Origin of the sequence: Brevundimonas sp. AAP58, from assembly GCF_001295975.1 — a bacterium.
GTDB lineage: Bacteria > Pseudomonadota > Alphaproteobacteria > Caulobacterales > Caulobacteraceae > Brevundimonas.
The window spans coordinates 1-14898 of the sequence record NZ_LJHU01000060.1 but is presented as its reverse complement, the minus strand read 5'-3'; the positions used below and the strand labels follow the sequence as shown (position 1 = coordinate 14898).

Annotated in this window: 18 protein-coding genes; 7 read left to right on the top strand and 11 right to left on the bottom strand. The window is 68.1% G+C overall.

The window, feature by feature from the left end; all coding sequences use genetic code 11:
- The first annotated feature begins 50 nt into the window (after positions 1–50).
- Positions 51–1055 (top strand): tetraacyldisaccharide 4'-kinase, encoded by a 1005-nt coding sequence (lpxK, locus tag IP78_RS08960; RefSeq protein WP_054111344.1) that lies wholly within the window; start codon positions 51–53, stop codon positions 1053–1055.
- Here the strand turns inward: lpxK and IP78_RS08955 are convergent.
- Positions 1046–2320 carry an EAL domain-containing protein gene (locus IP78_RS08955; protein WP_054111343.1) on the bottom strand — a complete coding sequence of 425 codons (1275 nt, stop codon included), beginning with the start codon at positions 2318–2320 and terminating at the stop codon, positions 1046–1048. The two genes, lpxK and IP78_RS08955, sit on opposite strands and share 10 nt — an antisense overlap.
- A 110-nt stretch (positions 2321–2430) precedes the next feature.
- Between IP78_RS08955 and IP78_RS08950 the strand changes: the two genes are divergently transcribed.
- Complete coding sequence (locus IP78_RS08950; protein ID WP_054111342.1) at positions 2431–3201, top strand: SDR family NAD(P)-dependent oxidoreductase; 771 nt, start codon at positions 2431–2433, stop codon at positions 3199–3201.
- Entirely contained in the window at positions 3191–4141 is a 951-nt protein-coding gene (locus IP78_RS08945; protein ID WP_054111341.1) for a lysophospholipid acyltransferase family protein, read from the top strand. Before IP78_RS08950 ends, IP78_RS08945 begins: the two co-directional genes overlap by 11 nt.
- Here the strand turns inward: IP78_RS08945 and IP78_RS08940 are convergent.
- From IP78_RS08940 to xseA, 4 genes are all read right to left on the bottom strand, one after another.
- Positions 4096–4623 carry a response regulator gene (locus tag IP78_RS08940; RefSeq protein WP_054111340.1) on the bottom strand — a complete coding sequence of 176 codons (528 nt, stop codon included), beginning with the start codon at positions 4621–4623 and terminating at the stop codon, positions 4096–4098. The two genes, IP78_RS08945 and IP78_RS08940, sit on opposite strands and share 46 nt — an antisense overlap.
- Positions 4624–4693: 70 nt before the next feature.
- Complete coding sequence (locus IP78_RS08935; protein ID WP_054111339.1) at positions 4694–5557, bottom strand: M23 family metallopeptidase; 864 nt, start codon at positions 5555–5557, stop codon at positions 4694–4696.
- A complete protein-coding gene (locus IP78_RS08930) occupies positions 5554–5748 on the bottom strand; it encodes a DUF2093 domain-containing protein (RefSeq protein ID WP_054111338.1) in 195 nt (64 codons plus the stop codon). Before IP78_RS08930 ends, IP78_RS08935 begins: the two co-directional genes overlap by 4 nt.
- 28 nt (positions 5749–5776) lie before the next feature.
- On the bottom strand, positions 5777–7234 hold the full coding sequence (xseA, locus tag IP78_RS08925) for an exodeoxyribonuclease VII large subunit (RefSeq protein WP_054111337.1): 1458 nt from the start codon (positions 7232–7234) through the stop codon (positions 5777–5779).
- A gap of 27 nt (positions 7235–7261) precedes the next feature.
- On the opposite strand from xseA, the gene IP78_RS08920 reads away from it, so the two are divergent.
- Both IP78_RS08920 and purD read left to right on the top strand, forming a co-directional pair.
- Entirely contained in the window at positions 7262–7453 is a 192-nt protein-coding gene (locus IP78_RS08920) for a hypothetical protein (protein WP_054111336.1), read from the top strand.
- A gap of 50 nt (positions 7454–7503) precedes the next feature.
- Entirely contained in the window at positions 7504–8796 is a 1293-nt protein-coding gene (gene purD, locus IP78_RS08915) for a phosphoribosylamine--glycine ligase (RefSeq protein ID WP_054111335.1), read from the top strand.
- On the opposite strand, the gene IP78_RS08910 is transcribed toward purD, so the two are convergent.
- The 3 genes from IP78_RS08910 to IP78_RS08900 are packed head-to-tail and all read right to left on the bottom strand — an operon-like array spanning position 8793 to position 10664.
- The gene (locus IP78_RS08910) at positions 8793–9788 is read right to left on the bottom strand and encodes an alpha/beta fold hydrolase (RefSeq protein WP_231680966.1); all 996 of its coding nucleotides are present in this window, start codon (positions 9786–9788) and stop codon (positions 8793–8795) included. The genes purD and IP78_RS08910 overlap by 4 nt on opposite strands.
- Positions 9785–10372, bottom strand: coding sequence for a uracil-DNA glycosylase family protein (locus IP78_RS08905; protein ID WP_054111333.1), 588 nt, complete (start codon positions 10370–10372; stop codon positions 9785–9787). The genes IP78_RS08910 and IP78_RS08905 overlap by 4 nt, the downstream gene beginning before the upstream one ends.
- Positions 10362–10664, bottom strand: coding sequence for a DUF3253 domain-containing protein (locus tag IP78_RS08900; protein ID WP_054111332.1), 303 nt, complete (start codon positions 10662–10664; stop codon positions 10362–10364). The genes IP78_RS08905 and IP78_RS08900 overlap by 11 nt, the downstream gene beginning before the upstream one ends.
- 48 nt (positions 10665–10712) lie before the next feature.
- Between IP78_RS08900 and IP78_RS08895 the strand changes: the two genes are divergently transcribed.
- Positions 10713–11147 carry a PaaI family thioesterase gene (locus IP78_RS08895; protein WP_054111345.1) on the top strand — a complete coding sequence of 145 codons (435 nt, stop codon included), beginning with the start codon at positions 10713–10715 and terminating at the stop codon, positions 11145–11147.
- Here IP78_RS08895 and IP78_RS08890 read toward each other — a convergent pair whose 3' ends face one another.
- The 3 genes from IP78_RS08890 to IP78_RS08880 form a co-directional block, all read right to left on the bottom strand.
- Complete coding sequence (locus IP78_RS08890; protein ID WP_054111331.1) at positions 11148–11768, bottom strand: glutathione S-transferase family protein; 621 nt, start codon at positions 11766–11768, stop codon at positions 11148–11150. It abuts the gene before it with no gap.
- Between the two features lie 15 nt (positions 11769–11783).
- Positions 11784–13055 carry a NupC/NupG family nucleoside CNT transporter gene (locus IP78_RS08885; RefSeq protein ID WP_054111330.1) on the bottom strand — a complete coding sequence of 424 codons (1272 nt, stop codon included), beginning with the start codon at positions 13053–13055 and terminating at the stop codon, positions 11784–11786.
- Positions 13056–13118: 63 nt separating this feature from the next.
- Positions 13119–13997, bottom strand: coding sequence for a branched-chain amino acid aminotransferase (locus IP78_RS08880; protein ID WP_054111329.1), 879 nt, complete (start codon positions 13995–13997; stop codon positions 13119–13121).
- An 88-nt stretch (positions 13998–14085) separates the two neighbouring features.
- Between IP78_RS08880 and IP78_RS08875 the strand changes: the two genes are divergently transcribed.
- Positions 14086–14802 (top strand): response regulator, encoded by a 717-nt coding sequence (locus IP78_RS08875; protein WP_054111328.1) that lies wholly within the window; start codon positions 14086–14088, stop codon positions 14800–14802.
- Positions 14803–14898 lie beyond the last annotated feature (96 nt).

Below are 14898 nucleotides of genomic sequence, written 5' to 3'. Positions count from 1 at the left end.
TCATCCGACCTCGCTGCGCTCGGCCACCTTCTCCCGCAAGGGGAGAAGGGATGAAGTTGACGACGCCCCGCTGGTGGTACGAACGGTCCGGGCGGCACGGACGGGTCACGCGCACCCTGCTGAAGCCCGCCTCCTGGCTCTGGGCCGCGGCGACGGCGCGGCGGATCGCTCGCACCTCCGTCAAGGACGTCGGCATCCCGGTGATCTCCATCGGCAATCTGACCGTCGGCGGCTCGGGCAAGACGCCGGTCGCGCGCGAAGTGCTGCGGCTGCTGCGTGCCTCAGGCGTTGAAGCGCAGGGCCTGTCGCGCGGGTACGGCGGACGACTGGAGGGGCCAGTGCGCGTCGATCCCGTCAGCCATTCCGCCAGCGACGTCGGCGACGAGCCCCTGATGCTGGCGGGCGAAGCCCCCATGTGGGTCGCGCGGGATCGCGTGGCGGGGGCCGGGGTGGCCGTCGCGGCCGGTGCTCAGGTGCTGGTGCTGGACGACGGCCATCAGAACCCGGCGCTGAAGAAGACGCTCAGCCTGATCGTTGTGGACGGCGAGACGCGCGGCGACGAATGGCCCTTCGGCGACGGCTCGGTCTTTCCGTCGGGGCCGATGCGCGAGCCGTTGAAAGCTGGGCTGGCCCGCGCCGACGCCGTGATCGTCCTCCTGCCCGCCGACGCGCCCGAAGCCGATCCGGAGCTGGTGGCCCTGTTCGGCCCCCTGCCCGTCTTCATCGCCCGGCTGGAGCCCTCTGGACCGCCGCCTGCGGGGCCCCAGGTCGGCTTCGCCGGAATCGCCAAGCCGTGGAAGGTCGAGCGCGCGCTGAAGGCCGCTGGCTGCGACCTGAAGGACTTCGCGCCGTTCCCGGACCACGCGGATTACCGCGCCGAGGACCTGAACTTCCTCGCCGACCGCGCGGCCCTGTTCGAGGCAGGCCTGGTCACCACCGAGAAGGACTGGGTGCGCCTGCCGCCCGAATGGCGCGCTCGGGTCACGGCGTGGCCGGTCGTGGCGCGGTTCGAAGACGAGGCGACGTTCGCGGTGCTTCTGGCCGGTCAGGCGTAGCGCCGCCGCCGCTCGGCATTGATCAGGGTGGAGCGCACGAAGTCCGCAGGCGGGTCAGTCTCGGCCAGCACGGCTTCCTTGATCGCGCGCGGCTCGCCGAACAGGTGGCCCTGGGCGATGGTCACGTCGAGCTCGAGGATGTCGACGATCTGGCGTTCGCTCTCGCACTTCTCGGCGATGACCTCGATGCCGTAGCGGCGGGTCAGCTGGGCGAAGTCGGCGGCCTGGATGTCGCGCAAGGACGGGATCGGGGCCCCACCGTCCATGTCCAGCAGCTGCTCGATCAGCAGGTCGGCCGCGACCTTGATGAACTTCACGTCCGACCGCTGCAGGTCGTTGAAATCCACGTCCAGCGTCTGGACCTTGTCCAGCGAGAAACGGAAGCCCAGGTCGGCCAGCTTAGCCATGTTCCTCGCCTCGACGGCGCCGCGCGCATCGAACGTCGCCTGGCCCAGCTCGAAGATCAGGGCCTGGTTCAGGTCGCGGTTCTCGCTCAGGAACTGCAGGAACTGCGGGAAGAAGGTCTCGTCGCCCAGGCTGGACAGGGCCACGTTGCAGAACACCCCGACCTTGCGGTCCTGACGCGCCAGCCGACGCACAATCTGGGCGCAGCGGAAGAGCAGCAGGTTGTCGATGGCCGGCACCAGACCCTCGCCCTCGGCGATTGACAGGTATTCGGCCGGCATCATCACCCGGTCGGTGGAATCGCGCAGCCGGGTGAAGCTCTCGTAGAAGACCGTGCGCCGCTGCGGCAGGGTCACGACGGGCTGCAGATACAGGTCGACGCGGTTCTCGCTCAGCGCATCGTGGACGGTCTTGAGCAGCAGGTTCGACTGCTGGAACCGGCGCGCCTCGGCGCTGTCCGGCGGGACCATCGGCGTGACCGTCAGCCGCTCGTCGATCGAGGCGCTCATCTGCTGGATCAGGTCCTCCAGCATGCGGACTTCGCCGGACAGCTCCTCGGTGCGGGTGAGCGCGCCGGCTTCAATGGCCTGGGCCAGGTCGCCGAGGGCTCCTTGTGTCTGCTCCATGGCGTCGGCCAGCAGGCGATGGGCCTCGCGCACGGCGTCGATCTCGGCCTTCAGGCGACGGCGCTCGGCCGCGCCCGCGATCAGGGCGTGGGCGGCACCCAGCACGCCGAGCACGCCAAAGGTCGCCGCGATGCCCGGCCCGAGGCCGAGCCCCGCCCGCCACAGGAAGGCGCCGACCGTCATCGCCAGGAAGACGTAGCCGAAGAACAGGAAGCCGTTGGTCAGTGCACGCATGGGAACGGGTTTGTCCGACTTCCCGGATGGAATCGGCCGAGTATCAGGCTATCAGGGCCGGACCGCTAGGGCGTGGCGCGAATAAACGACGCCGATATCAGGGGAAACGCATGGAACTGTTCGACCTCACCGGCAAGTCGGCCATCATCACGGGCTCTTCCAAGGGCATCGGCAAGGCGATCGCAGAGCGTCTGGCTGAACACGGCGCCAACGTCGTCATCTCGTCGAGGAAGGCCGGGCCCTGCGACGAGGTCGCCGCCTCCATCAATGCCAAGCACGGCGAGGGCCGCGCCATCGCAATTCCCGCCAACATCGCGTCCAAGGAAGACCTTCAGCGTCTGGTCGACGAGACCAATGCCGCTTTCGGCAAGATCGACATCCTGATCTGCAACGCCGCGTCCAACCCCTACGCCGGGCCGATGGCGGGCATCACCGACGAGCAGTTCGACAAGATCCTGCAGAACAACGTGGTCTCCAACCACTGGCTGATCCAGATGGTCGCGCCCCAGATGCTGGCTCGAAAGGACGGGGCTATCACGGTGGTGTCCTCGATCGGGGGCCTGCGCGGCAACGCCCTGATCGGCGCCTACAACATCTCCAAGGCCGCCGACATGCAGCTGGTGAGGAACCTCGCCGTCGAGTGGGGACCGTCCAACGTCCGGGTCAACTGCATCGCTCCCGGCCTCGTCCAGACCGACTTCGCCCGATACCTGTGGGAGAACCCGGAGATCCTGAAGGTCGCGACCGACCCCGCCCCGCTTCGTCGGATCGGCCAGCCGGACGAGATCGCCGGCGCCGCCGTCTATCTGTCGTCGAAGGCGTCCAGCTACATGACCGGCCAGACCCTGGTCGTCGACGGCGGCATCACCATTGCCTGGTGAGGACGCCCGGCGGGTTTCGTTTCGCCAGGACCTGATCTGGCGGCTGGAGGCGGCGGCCTTCGCCGGCTTCATCGGCCTGATGCGACTGATCGGGCTGGAGGCGGCGTCGAACTTCGGCGGTTGGGTGCTTCGGAAGCTGGGGCCGAAGACCGGCACCCACCGCACCGTGATCCGCAATCTGCGCATTGCCTTCCCGGACATGGACCCCGAAGAGCGCGAGCGTCTCGCGATCGCCCAGTGGGAACAGACCGGCCGCACCTTTGCCGAGACCGCCGTCATGGACCAACTCACGCCCGCGTCGGGTCGCATCGACATCGTCGGCGCCGATCGCCTGGAGGCCATCCGCGCCTCGCGCAAGCCCGTTGTCTTCGTCTCGGGCCACATGGCCAACATCGAGACGATGGCGGCGGTCCTGGTGGCGTCCGGCGTGCCAGTCCAGGTGACATACCGCGCCGCCAACAACCCTTATGTCGACCGCCAGATCGTCGCCGCCCGTGCTCGCTATGGCGTCAGGCTTTTCGCGCCCAAGGGGGGCGACGGGGCGCGGGAACTGCTGGCCGGCATGGCGCGTGGCGAGAGCGTCGCCCTTATGAACGATCAGAAGTTCTCTGAAGGGCCCGAGGTTATCTTCTTTGGTCAGCCGGTGAACGCCGCCCCGGGTCCCAGCCGCCTGGCGCTTCGCTTCGGAACGATCGTCCAGCCCATGAGCGTGGTGCGCCTGCCGGGCGTGCGCTTCCGCGTCACCGCACACGCGCCCATCGAACTGGAGCAGACCGGCGACCGCCAGGCCGACATCAAGGCCGGGGTTCAGGCCATCACCAGCTTCATCGAGGACCGGGTGCGCGAGAACCCCGTGGACTGGTTCTGGGTCCACAAGCGCTGGCCGGACCGCGTCTACGCGGCGCTCGACCCCGCCCCCTCGGCAGCCGACTCCGCCTGATCCGTCGAGCGACGGAACGGCCCCTTATAGTTGGGGGTGTTCACCCGACGCCGATCCGGCCCGAAGTAGTCGCCGGTCTTCACGAAGGGCCGAGGGCGCATGATCACGGCCTGGATGCGATCAAACACGGCCTTGGCGGTGATCGGCTTGACCACGAACTCGGTTACGCCCGCGTCCCTGGCCTCGACGACGCGGCTCTTTTCCGAGTGACCGGTCATCATGATGATCGGCAGATAGGGATTGGCGCTGTCAGGACTGTTGCGAATCAGGCGGGTGAACTCGACCCCGTCCAGCGGGAACATGTTGAAGTCGACGATGGCCAGGTCGATCGGAAAGTCGCGCACCATGTCGAGCGCGGCGGCACCGTCAGACACCTCACGAATGCTGCGCACACCCGCCGATTGCAGGATGGCGGCGGTGATGGCACGCATGTGCTGGTTGTCGTCGACCAGCAGGATATTCAGGGATTGCAGTGAAGACATGCGGGCGACCGCCTCCCCGACGGTCAGCGCAAAAAGCTAGGCAGCCCGAACGGCTCCGTCCAGACCCGGATCAACCCTGACCGGAACGGTAACCGTTTTCCGGGGCCGATTGTCCAACCATGAGCGCCGGATTCATCTGCCTGTCGCGCCATCGCATGCGCCAGCATAAATGCGGACCGGTCGCACGCCCCGTCCTTCCGACCTCGCCGATAACCTGTCCTCGACTGATTCGCTGGTGCAGCAGCACGTCGATGCGGGATTGATGCAGGTAGGCGGTGATCAGTCCCTGGCCGTGATCGATCAGGGTCAGGCCACCTTCGAAGTGCATCCCCGGTTGTGCGAGCGTGACCACGCCGTCCGCGGGTGCCCGGATCGGCGTCCCCTGAGGCGCGGCGAGGTCGATGCCGTAGTGCGGCCGCGCCGGCGTGCCGTTCAGCACCCGCTGCGCCCCCCACTCGCTGGACACCCGGAACGTCGCCAGCGGCCAGTCGAAGCCTGAGCGGAAGTCGTCGCCGTCCAGTCGGCTGGCGAAGCCCTCGGTCTTGATCGCCACCTCGCGCTGGATGCGCTCCAGAAGCGCCGGGTCGCTCGGCTCGATGGTCGAGGGCGGCAGGCCGTCAATCCGGGTCGAGGGGAACTGGCCGCGCGCGACCGGCAGGGTCCGACGCTCGGACCGCGCGCCGGAACGCGCTTCCAGTACCACCGACGTCGGGGCATCACGGTCGAAGCCGATGACGAACAGGCCGTCGGCCGACGCCGTCGCGAGGGCCTCTCCATCAAGGAAGATCAGGGCGCGCGGCCAGGTTCGACCCATGACGAAGCCGCCCTGCACCATGCGGCCGGACAGGATCAGATCGGCGGGATCGCGTGACCATGCGGGCGTGGCGAGGGCCGCCGCGGCGCCGACCAGCAGGCCGCGCCGGTCCGGTTTCACTGTTCGACCATCCGCGAAAGCGCCTCGGCCGGGCCATAATAGGCCTCCTGCCTTTCGGCGGACCAATAGCGCAGGGCCTCCAGCGGAATGGGCCGGTCCGTCACCGCGCAGCGCACGAACGGGCCGGGCTTGAGCACGGCGAACTCGCCGTCGCCGTAGTGCAAGGATGCAGGTTGGGGCACGCTCGTCATGAGCGCCACCCTAACGGCAATCCTCTGATCAGAACAGGTCGCCCTGATCCGGAACCGACGCTTTCGGCCGAGGCGAAGGGCGAGGCCGGGCTGGAGCCTCTCCTTCGACCCGAGCACCGCACGAGCCATCCGGGAAGACCAGGTTAACCGTCTGCCCGGGAGACAGTTCGGCCGCCGAGGTGATCATCCGGCCACCCTCGTCGTCGATGCGGGCAAAGCCAGGCTTCGGCCGCTTCGGATCAAGCGTGGCAAGCGCACGGGACAAGGCGGCGAGCCGCTGCCGATCGTTGTCGGGCCGCTGTCGGCCTGAGCGTTCCAGCCTTGCCGCCAGACCCTCCAAGCGATCCTGACGACGCTCCCAATCCCTCTTGAGCAGCAAGGGGCTGAGACGACCGGCGACGGTGGCGTAGCGATGCTGATGAACGGCCCTGTTCCGTTCCAGCCCCGCCAGCAGCCGGCTCGCCGCATGATCCAGCCGTTGCTGAGGCACGGCCACCAGCTCCTCCGGTCGGGTCGGCAGGCCGCGCGCCACGGCCCTCAGCCGTACGCGCCGATCCTCCAGCAGCCGCGCGCCGGCGCGGTCCAGACGCCGCTCCAGGTCGGTCACGAAGGCGCGCAGCTCCGCCAGCACCGGCGTCGCCATCTCCGCCGCCCCTGTGGGCGTGGGTGCCCGACGGTCCGAAACGAAGTCGATCAGGGTGGTATCGGTCTCATGACCCACGGCGGAGATGATCGGGATGGTCGCCGCCGCGACCGTTCGCGCGAGGCCCTCGTCGTTGAAGGCCCACAGGTCCTCCACCGAGCCCCCACCCCTCGCGACGATCAGCAGGTCGGGTCGTGGAATCGGCCCGCCGGGCACCAGGACGTCGAACCCCTGGATCGCCGCCGCCACCTGACCGCTCGCCGCCTCGCCCTGCACCACCACGGGCCAGACGATCACATGACACGGCCAACGCTCCGACAGCCGATGCAGGATGTCGCGGATCACCGCCCCGGTCGGACTGGTGATCACCCCGATGGTGCGCGGATAGAGCGGGATCGGCCGCTTGCGCGCGGCCTCAAACAGTCCCTCGCCCGCCAGCCGCGCCTTCAGCCGCTCCAGCTGGGCCAGCAGAGCCCCCGCGCCGGCCGCCTCCATCGACTCGATCACGATCTGATAGGATGACCGGGCGGGATAAGACGTAATCTTGCCGGTGACGATGACCTCCAGCCCCGTCTCGGGCTGGACGCCCAGACCGCGCACCGCGCCCTTCCACACGACGCCGTCGATGGCCGATTTGTCGTCCTTCAGCGTCAGATAGATGTGGCCCGAGGCATGGCGATTGACCTTGGACACCTCGCCGCGCAGCCGGACGTGGCCGAACCGGTCCTCCAGCGTCCGCTTGAGCGCGAACGACAGCTCCGAAATCGACAGCGGCGGATTGTTGTCGCGCGCGGGGGCAACCTCGGCCTCGGCGGTTCCCCCAAAGACGTAGTCGTCGCTCATTGCGCCGAGTCTAGACGGGATGCGGGGATGCGGAAACCACCGGGTTCGGCCTATATCGTCATGATGAGCCAGGATGACATCCCGCCCCACGACGAGGACGATCCCCGGGAGCGCGAGCTGCGCCGCCGCAGCGGCACGCCGCCGCTCGGTATCTGGCTGATCGTCGGCTTGCTGATGATGCTGGCCTTCGGGGCCTACGTGGTCTTCTCAATGCTCTGAGGGCGGTCTCGACTCTTGACCGACCGGGTCCGCGCGGCCATTGCCCGGTCATGGACATCCTCCTCGTCGGGTCGGGTGGGCGCGAGCACGCCCTGGCCTGGAAAATGCGCCAGTCGCCGCTGGTCGAGCGCCTCTACTGCGCTCCGGGCAACCCGGGGATCGCCAAGGTCGCCGAGTGCCTGTCTGGCTACAAGGCGAACGATGGGGAAGGCCTGGCGCGCCTGGCGCGCGAGCTGGGCGTCGGTCTTGTCGTCGTCGGCCCGGAGGTGGCGCTGGAGGCCGGTCTGGCCGACCGCCTGAACGCGGCGGGCATCCCCTGCTTTGGTCCAACCCAGCGCGCCGCCCAACTGGAAACATCCAAGGCCTTCTCGAAGGCCTTCATGGCCCGCCACGAGATCCCGACCGCCCACTACGGCGTCTATGAGCGGATCAAGGACGCGCGCGCAGCGCTGAAGGTCTTCAAGCCGCCCTACGTCATCAAGGCCGACGGTCTGGCGGCCGGCAAGGGCGTGGCCATCAGTCCCGATCGCCGCGACGCCGAGGCCGAGATCGAGCGCATGCTGGGCGGCCGCTTCGGCGACGCCGGGGCCCGCGTTGTCATCGAGGAGTTCATGGCCGGCGAGGAGGGCTCGCTGTTCGCCCTCTGCGACGGCAAGCAGGCCTTGCTGTTCGGCGGGGCCCAGGACCACAAGCGCGCCTATGACGGCGACATGGGCCCCAACACCGGCGGCATGGGGGCCTATTCGCCCGCGCCGGTGTTCGACGAGGACCTGGTGATGACGGCCAATCGCCGGATCGTCCAGCCGACGCTGAAGGCCATGGCGCTGGAGGGCATGCCCTATCGCGGCGTGCTCTATGCCGGACTGATGGCGACCGAGGACGGTCCCAAGGTCGTGGAGTTCAACGCCCGCTTCGGCGATCCGGAATGCCAGGTGCTCATGATGCGGCTGGCGGTCGACATCGTGCCCTATCTGCTGGCCTGCGCGCGCGGCGACGTCTCGCGCCTGCCCGAGCCGCAGTTCAAGGCCGAGACCGTCGTCTGCGTGGTCATGGCGGCCAAGGGCTATCCCGACAGCCCGCTGGAGGGCTCCATCATCCGGGGTGCCGACCAGGACTTCGGTCCGCACGTCCAGGTCTTCCACGCGGGCACGGCGCGCGACGAGGACGGCTATCTGATCGCCGCGGGCGGCCGGGTGCTGAATATCTGCGCCGAGGGCACCGACATCGCCGAGGCGCGAGAGCGGGCCTATCGCGCCATCCGCAAGATCGACTGGCCCGGCGGCTTCAACCGCACCGACATCGGCTGGCGCGCGATGGAGCGGCTGCCCGCCGACGAGGACTAGCGTCTCAACTGCGGCAGAACTTCCGGCGCGCCGCTGGGTAGCGGCCCCTCGGGATCGCGCAACAGGGCCTCGACATCGCGGAACACCACCTCGGCCTGCAGGTCGCGGTTCAGCAGATGCCAGCCGTCCGCATACCAGGCCGTGCGCAGGTTCGGCGGATCGCCCGCCCGGATCAGGGCCCGCCGCATCGGACCCTTCTCGATGATCTGGTCGTTGGCGCCATACAGCAGGGCGACCGGCCCCCTAACCTGCCTCAGCTTGTCGGTGGCGCTCTCCATCAGGTCAACGAGGCCGTACAGGGCGTCGAACCGCGTGGCCCGGATGAAGCGCGGATCGTTCCCGTTGGCGATCAACTCGATCAGGTTGTCGGTGGCCCGGATGTCCCTGACCGCCCAGTCCGGCGGCTCGACCGCCCGATCGCCCAGCAGCCGCGCGGTCACCCACAGGCTGGCGCTGTTCAGTGGCCCCTGGCTCGACCAGCCCCATACGGCCGGGGCCAGCAGGATGGCCTGGTCCGCGACAGGCGGCCGATCCGAGGCGAAGGCAGAAATCGCCACCGCCCCGCCCATGCTCTCGCCAACGACAGCGATACTTGCGTCCGGATGCCTGGCGCGCACGAGCGCGACGATGGTCCGCAGGTCCTGGACCATCAGATCCTCGCCGGCCCAAAGGCCCCGACCGGGCGCCGCGCCGAACCCCCGCTGATCGTAGGCATAGGTCGCGATCCCACGCTCGGCCCACCACGGTCCCGCCAAGCGGAAGGCGGCGGAATGGTCGTTCATGCCGTGTAGGGCCACAACGACCGCCCACGGCTCTGCCTCCGGTGCCCAAAAGCGATAGGGCAGCCGGGCTCCGTCCTGAAGGACAAAGGCTCGCTCCTCGATCACCGGTCCGCCAAAACCCGGCGGCGGCGTCATGGGCGACTGCACGAACGGCGCGGCGCAGGCCGACAGTGCCAACGCCATCAGAACCGCAAATAGCACCGGCTTCACGCCAGTAGCTCCCGGACCCGTCCTCGCAGCCAAGGAACGATTTCGGCGTCGAACCACGGATTGCGCTTCAGCCAGGCCGTGTTCCGCCAGGAGGGATGCGGCAACGGCAGGATCGATGGCGCATACTCCCGCCACGCCCGCACGGTCTCCGTCATGTTTGCCTTGGCCCGCTCGCCCAGAGCCCACGCCTGGCTGTAACCGCCGACCAGCAGCGTCATTTCCATCCTCGGCAGGGCCTCCAGCAGCCTGGGCCGCCACAGGCTCGCGCACCTGCGCGGCGGCGGATAGTCCCCACCTTGCGGCGCCGTCCCCGGGTAACAGAAGGCCTGGGCCGCCACGCCGATACGCCGGTCGCCGTAGAAGGTCTCCGCGTCGATCCCCATCCAGTCCCTCAGCCGGTCGCCGGACGGATCGGTGAAGGGCATGCCGCTCTCGTGTACTCGCCGCCCCGGTGCCTGGCCGCAGATCAGCAGCCGGGTCTCCGGAAACACCCGAACCACCGGCCGGGGCTCGTGCGGCAGCTCGCCCAGGCACGCCCGGCAGGCCCGGATGTCGGCCAGGACCGCGTCGAGATCAGTCGTCATCGTTCTCGGACGCCGGCGGTCGGGCGGCCAGCGCGGCGGCTGTTTCCGCCTCGGTCGGCAGACGTAGCCGGATGATGCCCTTGAAGGCGTTCGGATCGACCGCCTTGCCCTTCTTGGTGATGGTCAGACGTCCCTGCCGCATCAGGCCCAGCGCCACGCCCCGCACCTTCGGCATCATCCGCTGCCACTGCTCGGGCTGGAGTTCGCGAGCCACCTCGGACGGGCAGATCGACTTGCCGGCGTCGCGGTCGGCCAGCCTGGCGAAAATCGCCGCTTCGATTGGATCGGTCATCGGGCCTATATGCTGCATCGCGGAATCGAAAAGAAGGCTGCAAACGGAATGGTTCAGAAGGTCACGGTCACGGAAGGCGAGTTCGCGGGCTGGCAGACCTATGACCTGCACGGCACCTTCGACCAGGTCGTCGGCCCCTTCTATTTCCGGCCCGATCCCGACGGCCGCATGCGCTGCGCCTTCCGCGCCGAGCCCAAGCACATGAACGCCGGCGACCGGATGCACGGCGGCTGCCTGATGACGTTCGCCGACATCGCCCTGTTCCAGACCGCCTACCAGGAGATGGAGGGCAAGAACGGCGTGACCGTGCAGCTCGATTCGACCTTCGTCGACGGCGCCCGGGTGGGCGAACTGATCGAGGCGACGGGCGAGGTGGTCCGCGCGGGCGGTTCGCTGATTTTCGTGCGCGGCCAGATCACGACGGGCGAGCGCACCCTAATGACCTTCTCGGGCGTGATCCGGAAGTTCACGCCGCGGGGCTGATCACACCCCCGCCTTTGCCGCCGGCCTCGCCTGGCACGCGTCCAGCCAGCGGTTCAGGTGCGCCAGCTCCTCCGGCGGCCGGTATTTGACCAACCGGGCGAAATCCAGACCGACCGCGCCCACGATGTCGGCGATGGTGAATCGGTCCTCGGCGATCCACTCGTGATCGGCCAGGTGCCGGTCCAGCGTCCGCATGAACCGCTCGGCCGCCACCCGATTGTAGTCCGCCACCTGGGGCTGCTGATGCGCCTCGATGGCGGCGAGCGCCGGATGGGTCAGGCGCACGTTCAGCATGATGGGGTTGGCGAGGTAGAACTCGCAGCGCCGGGTCCACATCTCAATGATGGCCTGTTCGCGGGCGTCGACGCCAAACAGGTTCGGGTCGGGATACAACGCTTCCAGATAGCGGCCGATGGCGACCGATTCGGAGATGGTTGTGCCGTCGTCGAGCTCCAGCGCGGGCACATGCGGCACCCCGACCCTGGCGCGATACTCAGGCGTCTTGTGGTCGCCGACCATGATGTCGACCTGGACGATCTCGACGTCCTCGATGCCCTTCTCGGCCATCACCCAGCGCACGCGGCGGGGGTTGGGGGCGCGGTGGCTGCTGAACAGTCTCATGGGGCGGTCTCCGGTTCAGGCGAATATGGAGGCCGGCATGGCCCCCACAACCGCCGCCGTCATCAGGGTGGTCAGGAAGCCCGCGAACAGCGCCTTCCATACCATGCCAAGCACCTCTTCCCGCCGCTCGGGGATCAGGACCGACAGGCCCGTCACCGTGATGCCCACTGAGCCGATGTTGGCGAAGCCGCACAGGGCGTAGGTCAGCAGCATCCGCGTCCGCTCGCTCATGTCCTCCAGCGGCACACGGCCCAGCTCGATGAAGGCCACGAACTCGGTCAACGTCAGCTTGACGCCCAGCAGCCACCCGGCCTTGCCCGCCTCGGACCAATCGACCCCGATCAGCCAGGCGACCGGCATGAACAGCCAGCCCAGCAGGCGCTCGACCGTCACCGGCGCGTCGAACAGCCAGACGCCGCCGATCATGATGTTGGCGAGGGCCACAACGGCCACAAAGACAATCAGGACCGCAGAGATGTTCAGCACCACCATCAGCCCGTCAGCCGTGCCCTTGACGATGGCGTCGATGGCCGAGTCGTATTTCAGCGCCGAGCCATAGTCCGCGACCGCCCCGCCCTCCCCCGGCTTCTCGGGGATCATGATGCGGGCCAGCAGGATGGCCGCTGGGGCCGACACGATGGAGGCGACCAGCACATGGCCAGCCGCATTGGGAAGCACCGGCCCCAGGATCGAGGCGTATGCCACCATGGTCGAGCCCGCGACGGTGCCCAGGCCGACCACCATCATCAGGAAGATCTCGGACCGGGTCAGCTTGTCGAGATAGGCGCGGATGACCAGCGGGCTCTCGATCATGCCGAGGAAGATGTTGGCCGCGACCGCCAGGGCCGAGGCACCGCCCAGCCCCATGGTGCGCTGGAAGACGAAGCCAAAACCGAGCGTGATCCACTTCAGGATTCGCCAGTGCCACAACAGGGCCGACAGGGCCGAGATGACCAGGATCAGCGGCAGCACGTTGAAGGCGAAGGTGAACAACCCCGCCTCATTGGTTACCGCATAAGGCTGATCCCCACCCGCCAGATAGCCGAACACGAACTGGGTGCCGCGCGCCGTCGCAGCGGTCAGGCCATCGACCGCCCCGGTGACAGACGCCAGCACGGTCTGCGAGCCGGGCAAGGTGAACAGGGCCAGGACCAGCGCCGCCTGGGCGGCGATCGCGCCGAGCGCCAGACGCCACGGAAACTGTCGCCGGTTCTCCGATAACAGCCAGCAGGCCGCGACGATGACGACGAGCCCCAGCAGGCTCTGCAGGTTCAGGACGCTGAACATGATTTAGGACGATCTCCCCGAACCGCCTTCCTGCACGGCGACCGGGGAGACCGCAAGCGGACGTCAGGCGATGCGCCGCACCAGCTTGCCGTAGTCCTCCATCAGACCGAGCGACAGGTCGCCCGGCGTGAAGGTATATTCGCCGATCTGCTGCACAGGCGTCACCTCGGCGGCCGATCCGGTCAGGAAGCATTCGCTGAAGGTCGACAGCTCCTCCGGCCGAATGTGGCGCACCACGACCTCGATGCCCTTGGCGCGGGCGATGTCGATCACCGTCTGGCGGGTGATGCCGTTCAGGATGTGGGTCACGTCCGGCGTATGGATCACGCCGTCCTGAACGAAGAAGACGTTCGCGCCCGTCGCTTCGGCGACATAGCCGCGCCAGTCCAGCATCATGGCGTCGGAGAAGCCGCGCTTCTCGGCGGCGTTCTTGGACATGGTGCAGATCATGTAGAGGCCCGCCGCCTTGGCCGTCGTCGGCGCGGTCGCCGGGTCCGGGCGGCGCCACTTGGCCCACTCCAGACGGATGCCCTTCTTCTTGACCTCGGGATCGAAGTAGCTGGGCCAGTCCCACACGGCGATGGCCAGATGCGGCTTGTTGTTGAGCGCCGATACCGAGGTCTGCTCCGGCCCGAGGTAGGCGACGGGCCGGACATAGGCGTCCTCCATGCCCATCTTCTCGCACGTCGCCTTGCAGGCGGCGTCGATCTCGGCGACAGACCACGGAAGGGTGAAGTCCAGGAGTTCGGCCGAGCGGATCAGACGCTCGGAATGCTCGGTCAGCTTGAAGATTTCGCCGCCATACATACGCTCGCCTTCGAACACCGACGAACCGTAATGCAGGGCATGGGTCAGAACGTGCGTTTTCGCTTCCCGCCAGGGCACGAATTCACCATCCATCCAGATCCAGCCGTCACGATCGTCGAAAGGAACCAAGGCCATTGAACAACGTCTCCTGCGCAGATTGGGCGGTTAGACCCCTCCGAACGCCTCAGGTCAACGCCGGGGACGTGAGAATCGGGGTGCGCGCATGAGCGGCCGTTCCGGACCCGTGGCCGGGGCGGGCGTCGGCCGCCACCTTCTGATCGTCGACGACGACGACCGCATCCGCGAGCTCCTGAAGGAGTTTCTGGCGCGCGAGGGGTATCGCGTGACGGGTGCCGCACACGCCGCCGCCGCCCGCCGCCTCATGGAGCTTATCGAGTTCGACCTGGTCGTGCTGGACGTCATGATGCCGGGCGAGAGCGGGCTGGAGCTGACCAGCTGGGTCCGCAACAAGGCGCAGCTGTCGAAGACGCCCGTTCTGCTGCTGACCGCGCGCGGCGAGCCGGCGGACCGTATCGAGGGCCTGTCGCGCGGGGCCGACGACTACATGTCCAAGCCGTTCGAGCCGAAGGAACTGGCGCTCCGCATCGACGCCATTCTCAGGCGCACGGGCGTCAAGCCGATCATGCCGCGCGAGATCAAGCTGGGTCCGGCCCTGTTCGACCTCGAGCGCCTGGAACTGACCCGCGACGGTGCGCCCATGCGCCTCACCGAGGCCGAGGCGCAGCTGCTGAAGACCTTGGCGCTCAACGCCCATGCGCCGGTGGAGCGCATGGACCTGTCGCCGGATACCGCCGACATCACCGGCCGGGCCGTGGACGTCCAGGTGACACGCCTGCGCAGAAAGCTCGAGGTCGATCCCAAGAACCCGCGCTATCTCCAGACCGTGCGGGGCGTGGGGTACATGCTGGCCCCGGACTGATGATGTTCATCCTCCCCCATCCTTCACGGGGGAGGGGGACCAGCCGCAGGCTGGTGGAGGGGGCGGCTCCAGACACGGTGCTCGCGTCCGGCCCCC

What these genes read in the sequence shown, in the direction of transcription:
- lpxK (WP_054111344.1), top strand. Translation starts at nt 51, where the DNA reads ATGAAGTTGACGACGCCCCGCTGGTGGTACGAACGGTCCGGGCGGCAC.
- IP78_RS08955 (WP_054111343.1), bottom strand. Translation starts at nt 2,320, where the DNA reads ATGCGTGCACTGACCAACGGCTTCCTGTTCTTCGGCTACGTCTTCCTG.
- IP78_RS08950 (WP_054111342.1), top strand. Translation starts at nt 2,431, where the DNA reads ATGGAACTGTTCGACCTCACCGGCAAGTCGGCCATCATCACGGGCTCT.
- IP78_RS08940 (WP_054111340.1), bottom strand. Translation starts at nt 4,623, where the DNA reads ATGTCTTCACTGCAATCCCTGAATATCCTGCTGGTCGACGACAACCAG.
- IP78_RS08930 (WP_054111338.1), bottom strand. Translation starts at nt 5,748, where the DNA reads ATGACGAGCGTGCCCCAACCTGCATCCTTGCACTACGGCGACGGCGAG.
- xseA (WP_054111337.1), bottom strand. Translation starts at nt 7,234, where the DNA reads ATGAGCGACGACTACGTCTTTGGGGGAACCGCCGAGGCCGAGGTTGCC.
- IP78_RS08920 (WP_054111336.1), top strand. Translation starts at nt 7,262, where the DNA reads ATGCGGAAACCACCGGGTTCGGCCTATATCGTCATGATGAGCCAGGAT.
- purD (WP_054111335.1), top strand. Translation starts at nt 7,504, where the DNA reads ATGGACATCCTCCTCGTCGGGTCGGGTGGGCGCGAGCACGCCCTGGCC.
- IP78_RS08905 (WP_054111333.1), bottom strand. Translation starts at nt 10,372, where the DNA reads ATGACGACTGATCTCGACGCGGTCCTGGCCGACATCCGGGCCTGCCGG.
- IP78_RS08900 (WP_054111332.1), bottom strand. Translation starts at nt 10,664, where the DNA reads ATGACCGATCCAATCGAAGCGGCGATTTTCGCCAGGCTGGCCGACCGC.
- IP78_RS08895 (WP_054111345.1), top strand. Translation starts at nt 10,713, where the DNA reads ATGGTTCAGAAGGTCACGGTCACGGAAGGCGAGTTCGCGGGCTGGCAG.
- IP78_RS08890 (WP_054111331.1), bottom strand. Translation starts at nt 11,768, where the DNA reads ATGAGACTGTTCAGCAGCCACCGCGCCCCCAACCCCCGCCGCGTGCGC.
- IP78_RS08885 (WP_054111330.1), bottom strand. Translation starts at nt 13,055, where the DNA reads ATGTTCAGCGTCCTGAACCTGCAGAGCCTGCTGGGGCTCGTCGTCATC.
- IP78_RS08880 (WP_054111329.1), bottom strand. Translation starts at nt 13,997, where the DNA reads ATGGCCTTGGTTCCTTTCGACGATCGTGACGGCTGGATCTGGATGGAT.
- IP78_RS08875 (WP_054111328.1), top strand. Translation starts at nt 14,086, where the DNA reads ATGAGCGGCCGTTCCGGACCCGTGGCCGGGGCGGGCGTCGGCCGCCAC.